The sequence below is a fragment of the Streptomyces sp. NBC_01551 genome, from assembly GCF_026339935.1.
Classification (GTDB): Bacteria; Actinomycetota; Actinomycetes; order Streptomycetales; family Streptomycetaceae; genus Streptomyces.
In genome coordinates, this window is record NZ_JAPEPX010000001.1 from 3,141,149 (window position 1) to 3,160,564 (window position 19,416).

16 protein-coding genes are annotated in these 19,416 nt (G+C 71.8%); 10 read left to right on the forward strand and 6 right to left on the reverse strand.

Translation table 11 applies throughout. The annotated features are described in order from the left end of the window. Positions 1-16: 16 nt before the first annotated feature. The 3 genes from pheA to OG982_RS14060 all read left to right on the forward strand — a co-directional run bounded on the left by pheA (position 17) and on the right by OG982_RS14060 (position 3,566). Positions 17-952: a prephenate dehydratase gene (gene pheA / locus OG982_RS14050; protein WP_266786880.1), complete on the forward strand. Its 936-nt coding sequence runs from the start codon at positions 17-19 to the stop codon at positions 950-952. A 527-nt stretch (positions 953-1,479) separates the two neighbouring features. Further along, positions 1,480-2,757 (forward strand): serine--tRNA ligase, encoded by a 1,278-nt coding sequence (gene serS, locus OG982_RS14055; protein ID WP_266786879.1) that lies wholly within the window; start codon positions 1,480-1,482, stop codon positions 2,755-2,757. After that, positions 2,754-3,566 carry an HAD family hydrolase gene (locus OG982_RS14060; RefSeq protein WP_266786878.1) on the forward strand — a complete coding sequence of 271 codons (813 nt, stop codon included), beginning with the start codon at positions 2,754-2,756 and terminating at the stop codon, positions 3,564-3,566. The genes serS and OG982_RS14060 overlap by 4 nt, the downstream gene beginning before the upstream one ends. Before the next feature lie 164 nt (positions 3,567-3,730). Here OG982_RS14060 and OG982_RS14065 read toward each other — a convergent pair whose 3' ends face one another. From OG982_RS14065 to OG982_RS14085, 5 genes are all read right to left on the reverse strand, one after another. Further along, positions 3,731-4,378 carry a rhomboid-like protein gene (locus OG982_RS14065; protein WP_266948652.1) on the reverse strand — a complete coding sequence of 216 codons (648 nt, stop codon included), beginning with the start codon at positions 4,376-4,378 and terminating at the stop codon, positions 3,731-3,733. Positions 4,379-4,452: 74 nt separating this feature from the next. After that, positions 4,453-5,172, reverse strand: a complete 720-nt coding sequence (locus tag OG982_RS14070) for an ABC transporter permease (protein ID WP_266786875.1) — start codon at positions 5,170-5,172, stop codon at positions 4,453-4,455. A 13-nt stretch (positions 5,173-5,185) separates the two neighbouring features. Then, positions 5,186-6,097, reverse strand: a complete 912-nt coding sequence (locus OG982_RS14075; protein WP_266786873.1) for an ABC transporter ATP-binding protein — start codon at positions 6,095-6,097, stop codon at positions 5,186-5,188. Next, positions 6,094-6,981: an ABC transporter permease subunit gene (locus OG982_RS14080; RefSeq protein WP_266948653.1), complete on the reverse strand. Its 888-nt coding sequence runs from the start codon at positions 6,979-6,981 to the stop codon at positions 6,094-6,096. Before OG982_RS14080 ends, OG982_RS14075 begins: the two co-directional genes overlap by 4 nt. Then, positions 6,971-7,954: an ABC transporter ATP-binding protein gene (locus tag OG982_RS14085; protein ID WP_266786869.1), complete on the reverse strand. Its 984-nt coding sequence runs from the start codon at positions 7,952-7,954 to the stop codon at positions 6,971-6,973. The genes OG982_RS14080 and OG982_RS14085 overlap by 11 nt, the downstream gene beginning before the upstream one ends. A gap of 224 nt (positions 7,955-8,178) precedes the next feature. On the opposite strand from OG982_RS14085, the gene OG982_RS14090 reads away from it, so the two are divergent. The 4 genes from OG982_RS14090 to OG982_RS14105 all read left to right on the forward strand — a co-directional run bounded on the left by OG982_RS14090 (position 8,179) and on the right by OG982_RS14105 (position 12,725). After that, positions 8,179-9,036: a M24 family metallopeptidase gene (locus tag OG982_RS14090; protein ID WP_266786867.1), complete on the forward strand. Its 858-nt coding sequence runs from the start codon at positions 8,179-8,181 to the stop codon at positions 9,034-9,036. Next, on the forward strand, positions 9,033-10,808 hold the full coding sequence (locus OG982_RS14095; protein ID WP_266948655.1) for an SDR family oxidoreductase: 1,776 nt from the start codon (positions 9,033-9,035) through the stop codon (positions 10,806-10,808). Before OG982_RS14090 ends, OG982_RS14095 begins: the two co-directional genes overlap by 4 nt. Positions 10,809-10,894: 86 nt before the next feature. After that, positions 10,895-11,800, forward strand: coding sequence for a metal-dependent hydrolase (locus OG982_RS14100; protein ID WP_266786863.1), 906 nt, complete (start codon positions 10,895-10,897; stop codon positions 11,798-11,800). Between the two features lie 10 nt (positions 11,801-11,810). Continuing rightward, the gene (locus OG982_RS14105; RefSeq protein WP_266948657.1) at positions 11,811-12,725 is read left to right on the forward strand and encodes a MerR family transcriptional regulator; all 915 of its coding nucleotides are present in this window, start codon (positions 11,811-11,813) and stop codon (positions 12,723-12,725) included. A 114-nt stretch (positions 12,726-12,839) separates the two neighbouring features. On the opposite strand, the gene OG982_RS14110 is transcribed toward OG982_RS14105, so the two are convergent. Further along, a complete protein-coding gene (locus tag OG982_RS14110; RefSeq protein ID WP_266948659.1) occupies positions 12,840-13,667 on the reverse strand; it encodes an aquaporin in 828 nt (275 codons plus the stop codon). Positions 13,668-13,799: 132 nt separating this feature from the next. On the opposite strand from OG982_RS14110, the gene OG982_RS14115 reads away from it, so the two are divergent. The 3 genes from OG982_RS14115 to OG982_RS14125 all read left to right on the forward strand — a co-directional run bounded on the left by OG982_RS14115 (position 13,800) and on the right by OG982_RS14125 (position 19,376). Further along, positions 13,800-14,339, forward strand: coding sequence for an RNA 2'-phosphotransferase (locus OG982_RS14115; RefSeq protein ID WP_266786857.1), 540 nt, complete (start codon positions 13,800-13,802; stop codon positions 14,337-14,339). Between the two features lie 127 nt (positions 14,340-14,466). Then, positions 14,467-16,338 (forward strand): HSP90 family protein, encoded by a 1,872-nt coding sequence (locus OG982_RS14120; RefSeq protein ID WP_266948660.1) that lies wholly within the window; start codon positions 14,467-14,469, stop codon positions 16,336-16,338. Then, on the forward strand, positions 16,335-19,376 hold the full coding sequence (locus tag OG982_RS14125) for a tetratricopeptide repeat protein (protein ID WP_266786853.1): 3,042 nt from the start codon (positions 16,335-16,337) through the stop codon (positions 19,374-19,376). The genes OG982_RS14120 and OG982_RS14125 overlap by 4 nt, the downstream gene beginning before the upstream one ends. The last annotated feature ends 40 nt before the right edge of the window (positions 19,377-19,416 follow it).

A 19,416-nucleotide genomic window follows, 5' to 3' on the forward strand; every position in this document is an offset into this window, starting at 1 on the left:
GCGTTAGGCTGACCGCATGTCGGCCACCCGCTTCACCTATCTCGGTCCCGAGGGCACCTTCACCGAAGCCGCCCTCCGCACCCTCCCGGAAGCCGCCACGCGGGAGCTCGTCCCGATGGTGTCGGTCCCGGCCGCCCTGGACGCCGTACGCAACGGTGAGGCGGCCGCCGCGCTGGTGCCCATCGAGAACTCGGTGGAGGGCGGGGTCACCGCGACCCTCGACGAGCTGGCGTCCGGCGAACCGCTGATGATCTACCGCGAGGTGCTGCTGCCCATCGCGTTCGCGCTGCTCGTGCGGCCGGGTACCAAGCTGCCGGACATCAAGACCGTCACCGGGCACCCGGTCGCGCAGCCGCAGGTACGCAACTGGCTGCGGGCCAACCTGCCCGAGGCGGTGTGGGAGTCGGCCGCCTCCAACGCCGACGGCGCCCGGCTGGTCCAGGAGGGCCGTTTCGACGCGGCCTTCGCGGGTGAGTTCGCCGCCGCCACCTACGGGCTGGAGGCGCTGGTCACCGAGATCCACGACGCGCAGAACGCCGAGACCCGGTTCGTGCTCGTCGGCCGGCCCGCCCGGCCGGCCGCGCCGACCGGAGCCGACAAGACCTCCGTGGTGCTGTGGCTCGGCGACGACCACCCCGGTGCGCTGCTGGAACTGCTCCAGGAATTCGCCGTGCGCGGGGTCAACCTGATGCTGATCCAGTCCCGGCCGACGGGCGCGGGCATCGGCAACTACTGCTTCGCGGTGGACGCCGAGGGCCACATCTCCGACCGCCGGGTGAGCGAGGCGCTGATGGGCCTCAAGCGGACCTGTCCGCAGGTCCGTTTCCTCGGCTCCTACCCGAGGGCCGGTGTCGCTGTGGGTGACGTCCGCGCCACGCGGCCCGGTACGTCGGACGGTGATTTCACGTCCGCCTCCGACTGGCTGGCGCGCTGCCTCGACGGCCGGGCTTAGTCGTTCGTCCACTGTCCACAGAGTTATCCACAGGACGAGATGGGGACCTGGGGACAAGTCGACAGAACGGCACGACAAGGTCGACAAATCGGTCGGGGGGCCCAGGTTTCGCGCTGGGGAGCGGGAGGTGAACGGCGTCACCCCCGCATCACCAGGCAACTCTTTGGGGCGAGTCATTCCCACCCGAATGAGTGTGTGAGGGCGGTTTGAACCCCGATTCGCCCCGACCCCCCGCCGGCCGCGAATGATCTATTTCCGTGTCCACAGATGCGGCGCACAGCCTGTGGATAAGACAGGGATCCTGTGAATTCCTGTGGACAAGGAACGGCCTCCGGCCCTGCTCAGGGGCTGACCGGCGGCCGACGTTCTGCCCCATTTCGGGGAATGGGCCGCTTTTATTGACTCGCCCTGGAACGATCGCTTCCGGCCAGCGGCCGCTTCTTTTGCATTCACCTCAATTGGGGCATAGCGACACACAGCGTGATATCGGTGTGATCCTCAGAAGCCCGGCCCGGTAGCCTGGAGGGGTGATTGACCTCCGGCTGCTCCGTGAAGACCCTGACCGTGTCCGTGCCTCGCAGCGCGCCCGTGGAGAGGACGTCGGCCTCGTCGACGCATTGCTCTCCGCCGACGAGCGCCGCAGGTCCTCCGGCATGCGTTTCGACGAACTGCGCAATGAGCAGAAGTCGCTCGGCAAGCTCATCCCGAAGGCCTCCCCGGAGGAGCGGGCGGAGCTCCTGAAGAAGGCCGAGCAGCTCAAGACCGACGTCAAGGCCGCCGAGGCGGAGCAGAACGAGGCCGACGAGGCTGCCAAGGGGCTCCTCCTCCAGCTCGGGAACATCGTCCACACGGACGTCCCGGTCGGCGGCGAGGAGGACTTCACCGTCCTCGAAACGCACGGCACCATCCGCGACTTCGCCGCCGAGGGCTTCGAGCCCAAGGACCACCTGGAGCTCGGCGAGTCGCTGGGCGCCATCGACGTCGAGCGCGGCGCCAAGGTGTCGGGCTCGCGCTTCTACTACCTGACCGGTGTCGGCGCGCTGCTGGAGCTCGCCCTGGTCAACGCCGCGATCACGCAGGCCACCGAGGCCGGCTTCATCCCGATGCTCACCCCCGCGCTGGTCCGCCCGCGCGCCATGGAGGGCACCGGCTTCCTCGGCCAGGCCGCGGAGAACGTGTACCACCTGGAGAAGGACGACTACTACCTCGTCGGCACCTCCGAGGTCCCCCTCGCCGCGTACCACATGGACGAGATCATCGACGCCGAGAAGCTGCCGCTGCGGTACGCCGGCTTCTCGCCGTGCTTCCGCCGCGAGGCCGGCACGTACGGCAAGGACACCCGCGGCATCTTCCGCGTCCACCAGTTCGACAAGGTCGAGATGTTCTCGTACGTCGCGCCGGAGGAGGCCGAGGCTGAGCACCAGCGCCTCCTGGAGTGGGAGAAGCAGTGGCTGACCAGCCTGGAGCTGCCGTTCCAGGTGATCGACGTCGCCACCGGTGACCTGGGGGCCTCCGCCTCGCGCAAGTTCGACTGCGAGGCGTGGATCCCGACCCAGGGCAAGTACCGCGAGCTGACCTCCGCCTCGAACTGTGACGGCTTCCAGGCCCGCCGCCTGTCGATCCGCTACCGCGACGGCAAGAAGACCGCGCCGCTCTCGACGCTGAACGGCACGCTGTGCGCCGTACCGCGCACGATCGTCGCGATCCTGGAGAACCACCAGCAGGCCGACGGTACGGTGCGGGTGCCCGTGGCACTGCGCCCGTTCCTCGGCGGCCGCGAGGTCCTGGAGCCGATCGCCAAGTGAGCCCGGTTCCGTTCCCGTACAAGCTCGTCGCGACCGACCTCGACGGCACGCTGCTGCGTGGCGACGACACCGTCTCGGAACGCACCCGTGAAGCGCTCGTCGCGGCCACCGCGGCGGGCGCGGCCCACATCATCGTCACCGGCCGGGCCGTGCCCTGGACCCGGGGCGTGCTGGACGACCTCGGGTACAAGGGGATCGCGGTCTGCGGTCAGGGCGCACAGGTCTACGACGCGGGCGCACACCGGCTGCTGACCTCGGTGACCCTGGACCGGCAGCTGGCCGGGCTGGCGCTGTCGAAGCTGGAGGCCGAGATCGGCCCGCTGGCGCTGGCGGCCAGCCGCGACGGCGTGGACGGCGAGGTGCTGTTCGGGCCCGGCTACCAGGTGCAGGAGGGCCTCCCGGCCGTCTACCTGGACGACACCGCCGCAGTGTGGACGGCCCCCCTGAACAAGCTGTACATCCAGCACCCGACGCTGGGCGACGACGAGCTCGTCCGGGTGGCCCGGCAGACCGTGGGCAGCCTCGTCGACATCGTCATGGCGGGCGCCGGGATAGTGGAGATCCTGCCGCTGGGGCTGACGAAGGCCACCGGCCTGTCGCTGGCCGCGCGCCGGCTGGGGGTGAAGGCGGCGGAGACGATCGCCTTCGGCGACATGCCCAACGACATCCCGATGTTCGGCTGGGCCGCGCACGGAGTGGCGATGGCCAACGCCCACGCGGAGCTGAAGGCGGTGGCCGACGAGGTGACGACCTCCAACGAGGAGGACGGCATCGCGGTGGTGCTGGAACGTCTGCTCGGCGCCGCCTGACGGCTCCGCCCTGAAACGGGGAAAGGTCCGGAACAGCCCGCGCCGCAAGGCGCGCTCGAAGTGGCTGCTCCGGACCTTTTTTGTTGCTCCCCGCACGGCTCACTCTGCCCGGGCCGCACGTCCCGTACCAGTGATTTTCCGCGCCGCTCCCTGCTCGGCCCCGCTCATGTTTCACGTGAAACAGCGGTCGGCTGCGGATGCCGGGTCAGCGGCCAGGCGAGCAGGCCGACGGCGAGCGCGATGGCGTGGCCGAGGTCGGTGAAGTTGGCCCCGCCGGCGAGCGGGATCCCGAAGAAGGCAACGGCCGCGGCGAGATAGAACCAGCGCCAGGGGTTGGGGAGCCGGTACGTCAGAACGCCGACGGCGGCCGCGAGTCCGTAGCTGACGCCGATGTCGACGACGTGGACCATGCTGCGCGGGGCGCGGTGGTCCTGGATGGCCATCAGGACGGCCCGCTGGCTGACCAGGGTGGCCGTGATGTGGGCGGTGGCGATGATGACGAGCCAGCGAAGCGTGCCGAGCCAGCGTTCGACCGGGGCCTGGAAGAACTCGAAGAGCACCACGTACAGGGCGAGGGAGGCCGGGTTCTCGATCCAGAAGGCGCTGGAGATCAGGGAACGTATGGGGTGCCGGGTCAGCTCGTGGAGGTTGCTGCTGTTGCGGTGGAGCAGGACGTGATCGAGCTGGTCGGGCGCGATGGCCACGATGACGCTGGTGAGGGCGATGATCAGCAGCCATAGATGGGTGCCCGGCGAGGAGCGTATCCAGGACCTCAGCGGCCTCGACAGCTCCGGCTCGGGATGCTCGATCATGCACTGATGATGGCCCGCGCGGCTGTGCCCCGCCTGGCCGGTGGGCCGGGCGGGGCACAGTGCGGGCAGCGGTCCTACTCCTCGCCCGCCAGGGTGAGGCGGCGCAGCTTCTGGCCGGCGTAGGCGGTGGCGCCGACGGTGACCACGGCGAGCAGGACGGCCGCCGTGGGCAGGCCCACGGTGGCGTCGACGTAGCCTTCGCCCGCGACCTTCTCGGCGAGGGCCAGGGCCCACTGCTGGACGCTGAGCGTCTTGGCGCCCGAGACCAGGCTGCCGAAGAGCGACTCCCAGATCAGGGCGTAGACGAGGCCGAAGACGACCGCGTGCCGGCTGACGGTGCCCAGCAGCAGGAACAGCGCGCTGTAGGCGATCGAGGCGACGAGGGCGGCGACGGTGTAGGCGACGGCGATCTGCTGGCCGTTGCCGTTGAGGATGAACCCGGCGATCAGGGTGGGGATCGCGGAGAAGGCCATGGTGACGGCGATCGCGACGATCAGCTTGGTCATGATGATCGTCGGGCGCTTCACGGGCTTGGAGAGCAGGTAGACGATCGAGCCGTCGTCGATCTCCGGGCCGATGGCTCCGGTACCGGCGATGACGCCGATCAGCGGGACCATCGTGGCGAGGGCGAACCCGCCGAGCAGGTCGGCGGCGACCTTGTCGTCCACGCCGGTGAAGGCGCGGACGGCGACGGCGATGACGATCAGCAGGGCAGGCAGCGCGAAGAGGATCAGCGCGCGGCGGCGGCCGAGCAGGGCCCGGTAGGTGAGCCGGGCGACGGTGGGGTTGTACATGGTGCCAGCTCCTTCAGGCCGCGACGAGGTAGGAGAAGACCGACTCGAGGGACTCGTCGGAGGGCGAGACCGTCAGCAGCCGGATGCCGTGATCGCGGGCGACCTGCGGCAGCAGCTCGGTGAAGCGTCCGAAGTCGACGGCCTGGATGCGCAGGGCGCCTTCCTTGTGGTCGACCTCGATGCCGGCGGTGGACGGGTCGGCGATCAGGGCCGCGGCGAGGGCCCGGTCGTCGGAGGAGCGGACGAGGTAGCGGTGCGGGCGGTCCGTCATCAGGCGGCGGATCTTGCGGAAGTCGCCGGAGGCGGCGTGCCGGCCGGCGACGACCACCTCGATGTGGGAGGCGAGCTGCTCGACCTCCTCCAGGATGTGGGAGGAGAACAGGACGGTGCGTCCCGAGTCGCCCATCCGCCGCAACAGGTCCATGAGCTGCATGCGCTGGCGCGGGTCCATGCCGTTGAACGGCTCGTCGAGGAGCAGCACGGACGGGTCGTGCACGAGGGCGGAGGCCATCTTCACACGCTGGCGCATGCCCTTGGAGTACGTGGAGATCTTGCGGTCCTGGGCGTACTCCATCTCGACGGTGGCGAGGGCCCGCTGGGCGGCCGCGTCGTCGAGCCCGTGGAGTTCGGCGTTGGCGACGACGAACTCGCGGCCGGTGAGGAAGTCGTACATGGCCTCGCGCTCGGGCACGACGCCGATCTGCTTGTAGACCTGCTCGTTCTGCCAGATCGGCGCGCCGTCGAGGGTGACGGTGCCGGTGGAGGGGGCGAGGAAGCCGCCCATCATGTTGATGAGGGTGGACTTGCCGGCGCCGTTGGGACCCAGCAGCCCGGTGACACCGGGGCCGATGCGCATGGAGACGTCGTTGACGGCCACGACGTTTCCGAACCAGCGGGAGGTGTGGTCGATGTCGATGAAGGTCACAGCCCGGCCTTCCGGTAGCGGGCCATCAGGACGGCGTAGGAGCCGGCGATGAGGCCGAGGACGACGAGCAGGTAGACGACGCCGACACCGGTCGACGGGGCCTCCTGGCCGGGGAAGGCGGAGGTGGCGCCGAGGAACGAGGCCTGGACGCCGTCGATCAGGCTGATCGGGGAGAAGAGGCCCATCCACTCGATGGCTCCGGTGGAACCCGTGGAGTAGGCGACGGCCTGCACGGTGGAGACGGCGCCGTAGGGGATGAGCAGCAGGGCGATGACGGCGGCGACGCCGAACCCGCGGCGTGGGGTGAGCGCGGCCATGACCAGGCCGAGGCCGGCGAAGAGCAGCGACAGCAGCAGTACGGACACGAGGCCCTGCCCGAATCCCTTGGTCTGGTGGGCGAAGTCGAACTTCGCCAGGAGCGAGCCGATGTACATGATCAGCAGCGGCGTGGCGGTGAGCATGAACAGCGCCGAGGCCATGGCCGCGTATTTGGCCAGGACGTAGTCGGCGCGCTCGATGGGCCGCGAGAAGTACAGCGGCACGGTCTTGAAGCGCAGGTCTCGGGAGACCGACTGCGGCGCCTGGGAGGCGAGGTAGAGGCCGATGACCACCTGGGTGGTCAGGGCGTACGTCGTGTACTTGAGCGGCAGGTCGGTGGAACCGGGGACCGCGATGGCCACCGCGACGATGATCAGTGCGGGCACGCACATCACCGCGAAGAGGATCATCGGGAGGACCTTGGACTTTGCGGAGCGACCCAGACCGTAGGCGCCGCGCAGGGACTGCGAGAACAGCGACTTGCGGGCGTAGGCGCGGCCGAGGCGGGAGCCTTCGTAGGACCGGTATCCGATGTTGTGGATCTGGGTGGAGGTGTCAGGCGCCATCGGTACCGGCTCCCTTCCGGACGAGCTGCTGCTGGTCGTTGTCGCGGAAGACCTCCGCGATGTGGTGGCGGCGCTGCTCCATGCGGACCAGGCCGAGGCCGAGGTCGGCGACGGTGTCGCGGACCCGGTCGTACGTCTCTTCCCCGGTGGCCTCGACCAGCAGGATGTGGCCGGCGCCGGGCAGGCCCTGCTCCTCGCCCGCGTGCAGGGTGATGCCCGCGTCGGTGAGCGCCTTGCGCAGGGCGGCGGTGCCGTCCGGGTGGGTGTCGGAGTCGGTGACCTCGACCGCGAGGGTCGTGGTGATCTGGGTGAAGTCGCTGGTGGAGCTGGAGCGCAGCAGCTTGCCGCCGTCGACGACCACGACGTGGTCGCAGGTCCGCTCCAGCTCTCCGAGGAGGTGGGAGGTGACCAGGACCGAGATCCCGAAGTCGGTGTAGACGCGGCGGATCAGGCCGAGCATCTCGTCGCGGCCGACGGGGTCGAGGCCGTTGGTGGGCTCGTCGAGGAGGACCAGCTGGGGGTCGTGGACGAGCGCCTGGGCCAGCTTGACGCGCTGCTTCATGCCGGTGGAGTAGCCGCCGATGGGGCGGTAGCGCTCCTCGTACAGCCCCACGTGGCGCAGGGTGTCGGCGGTCCGCTCGCGGGCGGCGGTCGGCGGCAGTCCGGACATGCGCGCCATGTGCACGACGAACTCGGTGGCCGACACGTCGGGTGGCAGGCAGTCGTGCTCGGGCATGTAGCCGACGCGCTCACGGATGGCGCTGCCGTGAGTGGCGACGTCGAGTCCGAGCACGGCGGCGCGTCCCTCGGTGGCGGGGGACAGTCCCAGCAGGATCTTGATCAGCGTGGACTTGCCGGCTCCGTTGGCACCCACGAGCCCGGTAACGCCGGGTCCGATGTCCAGGGAGAGCCGGTCGAGGGCGGTCACTCGGGGGTACCGCTTGCTCAGGCTTTCGGTCGCGATGACAGTCACGAGTGAGACGTTATCGGCGGGGCTCCTGTGAGACGTCAGACCTGGAGCTGGATCCCGTCTCCGCCTTCCGGCGTACACACCCGTACTGGAGGCTGATGGTCCGGTGCGGAACCGGCCGACTTATCCACAGGTGCGTGCACGACCCTTGACGTGATCTCCAGTCATTGTCACATTCATCAGTGTCAACTTACGGGCGCGTACGGCTACACGGACGGACGGCTGGCATGGCTGGGGACACCAAGCAACACACGAGGCAACTCTCGGCCGACCTCATCGGGTTCAGGGAGGTCCAGCGCCTCTCCTACGCGTGCGCGGAGGCCGTCGCGGCGCAGCTGCGGCCCGGCGTCACCGAGCGCGAGGCGGCCCGGATGCAGCGCGAGTGGCTGCGCGAGCGCGGGGTGCGGGACTGGTTCCACCTGCCGTTCGCCTGGTTCGGGGACCGCACCGCCTTCGCGAACTTCAAGATCCCCCTCCAGTTCTTCCCCACCAACCGGAAGCTGGAGCCGGGGATGCCGTTCATCCTCGACATGGCACCCGTCCACAAGGGGTACGCGGCCGACATCGGCTACTCCGGCAGCCTCGGGCTCAACCCGGTGCAGGACCGGCTCATGTCCGATCTGCGCGAGCACCGCACGCTGATCCTGGAGCAGGTGCGCGAGCGCCGCACCCTGCGCGAGATCTACGAGAACGTCGAGCGGCTGATGACCCGGCAGGGCTATGCCAACCGGCACCGCGCGTACCCCTTCGGCGTGATCGCGCACAAGATAGACCGGGTCAAGGAGCGGCGCTGGTCCCCGACCGCGTTCGGTTTCGGCACGCAGTCCCTGAAGGGCCTGGCCGGCGACGTCCTGCACGGGCACCGCGAGGGCTGGTCCCCGCTGTGGAGCCCGTACCGCTTCTCCGACCACCCGCCGCAGCCCGGACTGTGGGCGGTGGAACCGCACCTGGGCTTCCGGGGCACCGGCGCGAAGTTCGAGGAGATCCTGGTCGTCACCGACTCCCGGGACCCCGAGGAGAGCGCCTTCTGGCTGGACGAGGATCTGCCGCACGTGCGGCGCTGGGCTGAGGAGAAGACGGCATGAGCGGGACGGCTGCATTCGCGGGGGCGCGCGAGCGCCGGGTGAGCACCGGCGGGATCGAGCTGTGCGTCATCGAGCTCGGCGAGACGGACCGGCCCACCGTCGTACTGGTGCACGGCTACCCGGACAGCAAGGAAGTCTGGTCGGAGGTCGCCGAGCGGCTCGCGGCCCGCTTCCACGTGGTGCTGTACGACGTACGCGGCCACGGGCGCTCCACGGCTCCGGTGCCCCTGCGCGGCGGCTTCACCCTGGAGAAGCTGACCGACGACTTCCTGGCCGTGGCGGACGCGGTCAGCCCGGACCGGCCGGTGCACCTCGTCGGCCACGACTGGGGCTCCGTACAGGGCTGGGAGTTCGCCACGACCGCCCGCACCGAGGGCCGGATCGCCTCCTTCACCTCCATGTCGGGACCCTCCCTCGACCACTTCGGGCACTGGATCAAGAAGCGGATGGCGCGGCCGACCCCGCGCCGGGCCGCGCAGCTGCTGAACCAGGGCGCGAAGTCCTGGTACGTCTACATGCTGCACACGCCCGTGCTGCCGGAACTCGCCTGGCGCGGTCCGCTCGGCAAGCGGTGGCCGCGGATGCTGGAACGCGTGGAGAAGATCCCGGCCGGCTCCTACCCCACGGCCTCGCTGCCCTCGGACGCGGCGAACGGGGCCTGGCTCTACCGCGACAACATCCGGCCCCGGCTGCGCCGACCGCGCGCCGACGCGTACGCGCACGTTCCGGTCCAGCTGATCACCCCGACCGAGGACGCCTTCCTGTCCGAGCGGCTCTACGACGAGCTGGAGCTGTGGGCTCCGGATCTGCTGCGCCGCACGCTGCCCGCCAAGCACTGGGTGCCCCGGACCCGGCCCGACCAGCTGGCCGCGTGGATCACCGACTTCGTCACCGCGCGGGAGGAGCCCGCCACGCGCGCGCCCGAGCGGAAGGCGCCGGGCAAGTACGCCGACCGGTTCGGCGGCCGACTGGTCCTGGTCACCGGCGCCGCCAGCGGGATCGGGCGGGCCACCGCGTTCGCCTTCGCCGAGGCCGGCGCCCGGGTGGTGTGCGTGGACCGGGACGCCGAGGGCGCGGCGCGCACCGCGGACATGGCCCGCCTCGTCGGGGCGTCCGAGGCCTGGGACGAGTGCGTCGACGTCAGCGACGAGCAGGCCATGGAGAAGCTCGCGGCGAAGGTCGCCGCCGAGTACGGCATCGTGGACGTGCTGGTGAACAACGCCGGGATCGGGCTGTCGGGGCCGTTCCTGGAGACCACCTCGGAGGACTGGAAGAAGGTCCTCGACGTCAACCTGTGGGGCGTCATCCACGGCTGCCGGATCTTCGGCAGGCAGATGGCCGAGCGCGGCCAGGGCGGCCACATCGTCAACACCGCCTCCGCCGCCGCCTATCTGCCGTCCCGGACCCTGCCCGCGTACAGCACCTCCAAGGCGGCGGTGCTGATGCTGTCCGAGTGCCTGCGCGCCGAGCTCGCGTCGCAGTCGATCGGGGTCTCGGCGATCTGCCCGGGCATCGTCAACACCAACATCACCGCCACCTCCCGGTTCGCAGGGGTGGACGCGGCCGAGGAGAAGCGCCGCCAGGAGCGTTCGTCGCGGCTGTACGGGCTGCGCAACTTCCCGCCGGAGAAGGTCGCCGACGCGATCGTGCTCGCGGTGGTGCGGAACCAGGCCGTGGTGCCGGTGACGCCCGAGTCCAAGGGCGCGCTGTGGATGTCGCGCTTCGCGCCGAGGACGCTGCGGCGGCTCGCGAGGCTGGAACCGAAACTGTGAGCGGGGCGGCGGAGGGGGTCGCGGACGCGGCTGGTGCGGAGGGGGGAGGAGTGGGCGCGGCTGGTGCGGGTTCGGCTGGTGCGGGCGTGCGCGGGGCTTCGTACGAGATCGGTCCGCGTCGAGTGGCCTTCGACTGGAAGGCCACCCCGCTGCACTGGATACCGGGCGAGCCCACCGCCACCCATGTGATCAACGTGCTGCACCTGCTGCTGCCCGCCGGGGAGCGGTGGTTCGTGAAGGTCCTCAAGGAGGCCCTTCCACTGGTCACCGACCCCCGGCTGCGCATGGACGTCAAGGGGTTCATGGGCCAGGAGGCCACGCACAGCGTGCAGCACGCCTACGTCCTGGACCACCTCGCCGAACAGCGGCTGCCGACCGAGGCGTACACGAAGTACGTGGACCTCCTCTTCGACCGGCTGCTGGGGGAGACCCCGCCCTTCGGCGCTCCGGTCAACGCGCGGGAGTGGCTGCGTTTCCGGCTCGCCGTGATCGCCGCGATCGAGCAGTTCACGGCGGTCCTCGGGGACTGGGTGCTGCGCGCCGACGGGCTCGACCGGGCCGGCGCCGACGAGATCATGCTGGACCTGCTGCGCTGGCACGGCGCCGAGGAGGTGGAGCACCGCTCCGTCGCCTTCGACATGTACCAGCACTGCGGGGGCTCGGGCCTGCCCCGCTACGCGCGGCGCGTCGAGGGCATGGTCGTCGTCGCACCGGTGCTGGCCTGGCTGTGGGTGTGGGGAACCTCGTACCTCCTGCGCCACGATCCCCAACTGGCCGCGCCGCAGCGCTATTCGCTGCGCGCGCACAACCGAGCCGTGGCCAAGGGGCTGCTCCCTCCGTGGAGAGAGCTAGGCACGGCCATACCCCGCTACTTCCGGCGGTCGTACCATCCCTCGCAGGAGGGCTCGCTGCGCAAGGCTGTCGAGTACCTGGCGGCTTCACCTGCCGCCCGGGCCGCGGCGGGCGCGGTCGGCCGAGCCGCCATGTCGTAGGGAGCCGGGATTGTCCGATCAGGCGGTAGCCGAGTACCGGATCGAGGATCTGGCCCACCACAGTGGGGCGACGGTGCGCACGATCCGGGCGTACCAGGACCGCGGCCTGCTGCCGAAGCCGGAGCGGCGCGGCCGGTCCAATGTCTACCGGGCCACGCACCTGGCGCGGCTGCGCCAGATCGCGGACCTGCTCGACCGCGGCTACACCCTGGCCTCCATCAAGGAGCTGCTGGAGGCGTGGGACGCCGGGCGCGGGCTGGGCGGCGTACTGGGGCTGGTCGCCGAGGTGCACGGGCCGTGGACCGACGAGGAGGCGGCCCGGATCAGCCGGGACGAGCTGAACGAGCGGTTCGGCGGCAAGCCCGACGACGACGCGGTGGGCGAGGCGTGCGAACTGGGGGTGCTGGAGCGGATCCCGGGGCGCCCGGACGAGTTCCTGGTGCCCTCGCCGCAGGAGCTGGCGGTGGCCGCCGAGCTGTACGCGGCCGGGGTGCCGCTGGCCGCGATCACCGGGCACCTGCGGGAGCTGCGCGGGCAGGTGGAGCACATCGCCTCGCGCTTCCTGGAGTTCACCACCGAGCACGTCTTCGCCCGCTACCTCGGGCACGTGCCGCCGACGGACGCCGACGCGGCGGAGGCGGCGACGATGGTACGCAGACTGCGGCCGCTGGCGCAGCAGACGGTGGACGCCGAGCTGGCGCGGGCGATGCGGCTGTTCGCCACCCGGCATCTGCAGCGGCACCTGGGGGCCGCCGGGTCCACGCAGCCGTCCGGTCCGTCGCCGGTGGCGCTGCCGGCCGAGACGGTGCGGGCGGTGCAGGAGCTGGTGGGCCCCGATCATGTGGCGGAGTTCGTCCGGGCCGCGACGGAGCGGGAGCTTCAGGCCCGGACGATGAATGACCTGGCGCGCCGGGGCGGCCGGTAAGGCTCGCTCGGGCTCGCTCAGTAGTCCACAGGGCGGATCACGCGTTTGGCAGTAAAACCGGGCCAAACGGTTGTGGACAACTCGGGTGTTCTTGTGGGCAACACCGAGCTCGTCTCAAACGATGGGCTCGTACGCCTGCTTGGTGCGCGGTATTTCGGCCACCGGACCGGAGCCGGCGGCGGTGCCGGAGTCGGCATCGGCGTGGGCGTCAGAGCCGGAGCCGGAGCCGGGGTCGGAGCCTGCGTCGGATGCCGCCCGGCCCGTGTTCCCGTAGAGCAGGCTCGCGAGGACCAGTCCGACGGCTCCGCCGACCAGCTGGGCGGCGACGAACCCGGGCAGCGACTGCGGGGCGATCCCGGCGAAGGAGTCGCTGAAGGCGCGCCCGATGGTGCCGGCCGGGTTGGCGAACGAGCCGGAGGACGTGAACCAGATCGCGGCGGCGATGTACGCGGCGACCGCGGCCGGGATCAGCCTCGGCCGGCCGATGCGGCCGAGCCCCTGGATGACCAGGACGAGTCCGGCGGTGGCGACGACCTCGCCGACCAGCAGGTGGCCGCCGCCGCGGACCTGGGTGGCGAAGGTTCCGGGGACGCGCCCGAACATGACCTCGGCGAGAACGGCCCCGCCGACGGCCCCGGCGGTCTGGGCGGCGGCGTAGACGAGCGCCTCCGGGCCGCTGACCCCCTCGCCGCCGCTCCGCCGCCCCCACCAGGAGGTGAGGGTGACCACGGGGTTGAGGTGGGCGCCGGAGAGCGGCCCGAACAGGGTGATGATCAGGCCGAGGCCGATCGCGGAGGCGAGCGAGTTGGCGACGAGGGCGACACCGGTGTCACGGCTGAGGGCCGCGGCCTGGATTCCGGATCCGATCACCACCACGAGCAGGCCGGCGGTGCCGATGAGTTCGGCGGCCGCGCGGCGCGGCAGAGATGCGTCGACTGGCATGTTTTCTCCCTCGGGGCAGCAGTTCAGCGGAAAATGTATTCCGTATCTTGGAAGTGCGATAGGGGCGGTCCAGTCCTCGGTGACGGCGGAAATTCCCTGCCGGAACCGCCCGCGACGCGGCACCCTGGGGCCATGGACGACAGACGCACCGTGAAGGTGTCCAAATACGTCTCGAAACACCTGCGGCATCAGCCGGAACGCATCGGACTGGTGCTCGACCCCCAGGGCTGGGTGGAGATCGACGACCTGCTGCGGGCGGCCGCCGCCCACGGCTTCCCTTTCAGCCGCGCCGAGCTCGACCACGTCGTCGCCCACAACGACAAGAAGCGCTTCGCCGTCGACGGCACCCGCATCCGGGCCAGCCAGGGCCACACCGTCGCCGTGGACCTGGACCTGCCGGAGGCCGAACCGCCCGCGTACCTGTACCACGGCACCGTGGCCACCGCCCTGGACGCGATCCGCGCCGAGGGCCTGCGCCCGATGGCCCGCCACCACGTGCACCTGTCCCCCGACCGGGAGACCGCGACCCGGGTGGGCGCGCGGCGCGGCCGGCCGGTGGTGCTCAGCGTGGACGCGGGAGCGATGCGGGCGGCCGGGCACGTCTTCCGGGTCAGCGCCAACGGCGTCTGGCTGGCCGACGCGGTACCGCCGGAATTCCTGCGGCTCCCCTAATCGGCGCGGCCGAATTCACGGGGAGATTGTCAGCTCATCGCCCTACCCTGTTGCTCACTCCGGGATCTGTGAGGGGGGTACCTCGCGATCGCCGAACCTTCCAAGCGAGCACGCGAGGTGACGCCCCATGACGTCCTCATCCCCGAACCAGACAGCCGAGAACGAGATACCCGAAGCCTCCAACAGCTTCCAGGTCGATCTGCGCGGGCTCGTCGACCTGCTCTCCCACCACCTCTACTCCAGCCCGCGCGTCTACGTCCGCGAGCTCTTGCAGAACGCCGTGGACGCCGTCACCGCCCGCAGCGCGCACGAGCCCGGGGCGCGGATCCGCATCCGCCTGTCCGCCTCCGCCGGGCGCGTCACCATCGAGGACTCCGGCATCGGCCTGACCGCCGCCGAGACGCACTCCTTCCTCGCCACCATCGGCCGCAGCTCCAAGCGCGGCGGCGACCACGATTTGGAGAGCGCCCGCCGGCAGTTCCTCGGGCAGTTCGGCATCGGCCTGCTCGCCTGCTTCGTCGTCGCCCGCCAGATCCGCGTCGTCACCCGCTCCGCCCGCGACCCGCAGGCCGCGCCCGTCGAATGGCTTGCTTCGGACGACGGCTCGTACACCGTCCGCGAACTGCCCCACGAGGCCCGCCCGGAGCCCGGCACCACCGTCATCCTGGAGGCCCGCGCCGGCGCCGAGGAGTGGACCACCCCGGCCAAGGTCGAGCAGCTGGCCCGCGACTACGGCTCCCTGCTGCCCTACGACATCACCTTCGACGACGGCGAGGGCGGCGAGCCCCGCCCCGTCACCGACCGGCCCGCCGTGTGGGACCGCCCCTACCCCACCCCCGCCGCCCGCCGGGTCGCGCTCGCCGGGCACTGCGCGCAGCTGTTCGGCTTCACCCCGCTCGACAGCATCGACCTCGACCTGCCGGTCGCCGGGGTGCGCGGCGTGGCGTACGTCCTGCCGGAGCCGACCAGCCCCGCCCACCGGGCCGGACACCGCGTCCACCTCAAGGGCATGCTGCTGACCGACCAGGCCGACAACCTGCTGCCCGACTGGGCGTTCTTCGTCCGCGCCGTCCTCGACACCGACACGCTGCGGCCCACCGCCTCCCGCGAGAACCTGTACGACGACGAGACCCTGGCCGCCGTACGGGAGGCCCTCGGCGCCCGCGTCCGCGGCTGGCTCGCCGAACTCGCGGCAAGCGAACCGGAGCGCCTGGCCGCGTTCCTGAGCGTCCACCACCTCGGCGTGAAGTCGCTGGCCCGGCACGACGCGGAGCTGCTCGGCCTGATGCTGCCCTGGCTGCCGTTCGAGACCAGCGACGGCTCGATGAGCCTGCAGGAGTTCGCGGCCGCCCACACCGAGATCCACTTCACGCGCACCGTCGAGGAGTTCCGCCAGATCGCCCCGATCGCGGCGGCCCACGGCCTCGGCGTCATCAACGCCGGCTACACCTACGACGCGGACCTGCTGGCCCTGCTGCCCTCCGTACGGCCCGACCTCAAGGTCGCCGAGCTGGATGCGGGAGCCGTCACCGAGCGGCTCGACCCCGTTCCCAGCTCCGCCGAACTGGCCCTCGCCGCCTTCCTGTCCACCGCGCGCACCCGCCTGGAGCCGCAGGGCTGCGACGTGGTGCTGCGCGCGTTCCAGCCCGTCTCCGTCCCCGCCCTCTACCTGGACGACCGCCAGGCCCGGCAGGAGCGCGACCGGACCACCGCGCTGGAGAGCGCCGACTCGCTGTGGACCGGCATCCTCGGCGCACTGCGCGGTTCGGCGCCGCGCGCCCGCCTGGTCCTCAACCACAACAACCCGCTGATCCGGCGGATCGCTTCGCTGCCCGACGAGACGCTGACCGGCACGGCCGTCGAATCGCTGTACGGGCAGGCGCTGCTGATGTCCCAGCGGCCGCTGCGCCCCGCCGACTCCACGCTGCTCAACCGGGCCTTCCTCGGGCTCCTGGAATGGGCGACCCACCCCGTCGAGACCCAGGAGGACCCGAAGTGACGACGATGACGCGCGAGGAGATCGAGCGGGGCCTCGAAGAGAACCGCCGCTCGCCCGGCGGCGCCGCCCGCAACGCGCACGCGGAGGCGCTGTCCGCCGCCGCCGAGGCGAGCGGCGACCGCGCGCTGTTCCGCGAAACGCTCGACAACCAGATCAACGCCTACCTCTACAGCTCGGAGTCGACGAAGCTGCTGGTGCCCTTCGCGCGGCTGCTCCAGGAGTACGACAAGGACGCCGGCGCGTTCTCCGAGTGGGAGGCTCACTCGCTGTTCTGGCAGTTCAAGTGGGTGGCCTCGTCGATCGCCGATTCCCCCGAGATCCCGGTGGAGTCCGCCGCCGGGTGGCTGGACGAGATGGAGCGCCGCTACCGGATCGCCGGCTACGGCGAGCGTCCCGTACGCAAGTCGGAGCTGTGGTTCGCCGACGCGATCGGCGACGACGACCGGGCCGAGCGGGCGTACCGGCGCTGGCAGGAGGCCGAACGCGACGACATGAGCGACTGCCACGCCTGCGAGCTCAACGGCCAGGGCCACTACGCGGTCCTGCGCGGTGACGACGCCCGCGCCCTGGAGGTCTGGCAGCCGGTGCTGGCGGGCGAGGAGACCTGCGCCGAGGAACCGCACCGGGTCATGGCGGCCGCGCTGCTGCCGCTGCTGCGGCTCGGGCGCTTCGAGGAGGCCCGCGCCCAGCACCTGCGCGGCTACCGGCTGGCCCGGGGCAAGGAGAGCCTGCTGCCCTCGGTCGGCCGGCACATCGAGTTCTGCGCGCTCACCGGGAACGAGCCGCGCGGCCTGGAGATCCTGGCCGAGCACGCCGCCCTGGTGGCGCCACTGGCCAACGTCGACGACCGGCTGTCCTTCCACGGCGGCATCCTCGTCCTGCTGCGCCGGCTGCGTGAACTGGGGCACGGCCACCTCCCGGCCGTCCCCTACGAGGGCGTGCCGCGCACCGTGTCCGAGCTGTACGAGGTGCTGCGCGCGGGCGCGCTCGACATCGCCCGGCGGTTCGACGCGCGCAACGGCACCACCCGGGTCTCAGAGCGGTTCCTCACCCGCATCGACCGGGCGCCGCTGGTCGGCGCACTTCCGCTCGGGGTACGCAGCGCGGCCCTGCCACAGCCGGTTCCCGCCGCGCCGGTGGCTGCGCCGGTGCCGGTCGCCGCTCCGGACGGGGCCGCGTTCGCCGAGCTGGTGGAGCGCGCCCGGGCGGCGCGTGACGTGGGGCATCCGGCTTCGGACGCGCTCTGGGCCGAGGTGGCCGGGCGTGCGTACGCGCTCGGGGACGCTGTGGATCCGCTGGTCCGTGCCGATGTGGCGGACCAGCGGGCCCTGGCCGCCGCGCGGGGCGGGGCCGCGGACGCGGCGCTGCTGGTGGCGGCGGCCCGTGACGGCTACCGGGCGCTGGGCCGGCAGGAGCGGGCCGCGCTGGCGGAGCTGCGGCTGGCGAGCGTGGCCGCGCAGTCGGGGGCCGCGCCGGGGGAGATCCGGGAGCTGCTGGCGGTGGCCCTGCGGGCCGCCGAGGCGCTGGACGCGGCCGAACCGCTGCGGGTCCGCCGGATCGCGCTCGCGGAACTGTCCGCGATCCGCCTGGAGTCGCACCTGCGCTCGGTCGAGGCCGCCGACGGACACGGGCACGGTCCCGGCCAGGAGCACGGACACGTACACGGGCACGGACAAGACCACGGGCACGGGCGCGGCGAGCTGGCCGCGGAACTCGGCGCCTTCGTCGCCTCCTACGCGCGGACGCTGCCCGATCTGGTGGCGGATGCCGAGGAGATGCTCGGCCGGGTGGCCCTGTCCGAGGGTGACCCGGAGCGGGCCGTGCCGCTGCTGGCCTCCTCCGCCGACCGGGCGGTCGCGGCGGGCCGGCCCTGGCAGGCGGTGGACCCGCTGGTGCTGCGCGCCGGTGTGCTGATGTCGCTCGACCGGCCCGAGGAGGCCGAGGAGGCGGCGCGCTCCGCGCTGGCGCATGCAGGAGAGCTGACCGACGCCGAGCTGCAGGCCGTCGTACGGCTCACCCTGGCGGACATCCTTCTGGGGCGGGCCGACGGGGCCGAGGAGGTGGCCGAGCTCGCGCTCACGGCGTCGCACTGGTTCGACCAGGCCGGCCTCAGTGCCGACGGCGGGGCCCAGGCCCGGCTGCTGCTGGCGCGGGCGTACGCACGCCAGGCCCGCCACGCCGACGCGGCCGAGGTGCTGCGGTCGACGCTGCCGGACCTGCTGGAGCACGGTGAGCAGCAGGCCGTGGCCGTACGGGAGTTCCTCGGGGATCTCCTGCGGGAGTCGCGGGAAGCGCGCGAGGCGGCGGAGCAGTACCTGCTGGCGGCGGAGCTCGTGAAGGACTGGGAGGACCCGCGTCCGCAGGCGGGCTTCGCGCAGGCAGCCGCCGATCAGCTGAGCGAGGCGCGGCTGTCGCGGGAGGCGGTCGCGGCGTACGAGCGGGCCCTGGAGCTGCACCGGCTGGCGGGGGACGCGCCGGTCGCCGAGGTCCGCGTCCTGCGGTCCCTGGCCTGGCTGGCGATCCGCGACGAGGTCAGCGCGGCGGGGGTGGCACGTGCCCGGGCCCTGATGGCCGAGGCGGCCGGGGTGCTGGAGAAGGCGCTGACGGGCGATCCGGACGTACCGGAGCTGCGGTCGGAACTCGCCCAGACCTGGCATCAGCTGGCGCAGGTGCTGGACCGGTGGGTCGGCGTCCACGACCCGCAGGACGGCGACGGCGGGGACCAGAACCAGGACAGCGAGGGCTCCGGCCACGCCGAGCCGCTGAGCGACGCGGAGCTGGAGGCGCTGCGCCAGGAGGAGATCCTGCTGTGGGACCGGGCGGCCGGCGTCTACGCCGGCCTCGGCCCCGAGTACCTGCGCGATCGCTTCCAGTGCCTGAACGGCGCGGCCTGGACGGAGCGGGAACTCGGCCGCCCCGAGGAGGGCGCCGCCCGGATCTCGGCTCTGGTCGAGGAACTCCGCACCTGGCCCGAGGGCGCGGCGGCGGAGTGGATCCTGCCCCACGCGGAGCGGACCGTCGAGCATCTGACGGCCTGATCCGGGGAGACGGGTCCGGCCCCCACCACCGCAGGGGTGG

Coding starts and splice junctions, on each gene's coding strand:
- pheA (WP_266786880.1), top strand. CDS start 17: ATGTCGGCCACCCGCTTCACCTATCTCGGTCCCGAGGGCACCTTCACC.
- OG982_RS14065 (WP_266948652.1), bottom strand. CDS start 4,378: ATGATCGAGCATCCCGAGCCGGAGCTGTCGAGGCCGCTGAGGTCCTGG.
- OG982_RS14070 (WP_266786875.1), bottom strand. CDS start 5,172: ATGTACAACCCCACCGTCGCCCGGCTCACCTACCGGGCCCTGCTCGGC.
- OG982_RS14080 (WP_266948653.1), bottom strand. CDS start 6,981: ATGGCGCCTGACACCTCCACCCAGATCCACAACATCGGATACCGGTCC.
- OG982_RS14090 (WP_266786867.1), top strand. CDS start 8,179: ATGGCTGGGGACACCAAGCAACACACGAGGCAACTCTCGGCCGACCTC.
- OG982_RS14095 (WP_266948655.1), top strand. CDS start 9,033: ATGAGCGGGACGGCTGCATTCGCGGGGGCGCGCGAGCGCCGGGTGAGC.
- OG982_RS14110 (WP_266948659.1), bottom strand. CDS start 13,667: ATGCCAGTCGACGCATCTCTGCCGCGCCGCGCGGCCGCCGAACTCATC.
- OG982_RS14115 (WP_266786857.1), top strand. CDS start 13,800: ATGGACGACAGACGCACCGTGAAGGTGTCCAAATACGTCTCGAAACAC.
- OG982_RS14120 (WP_266948660.1), top strand. CDS start 14,467: ATGACGTCCTCATCCCCGAACCAGACAGCCGAGAACGAGATACCCGAA.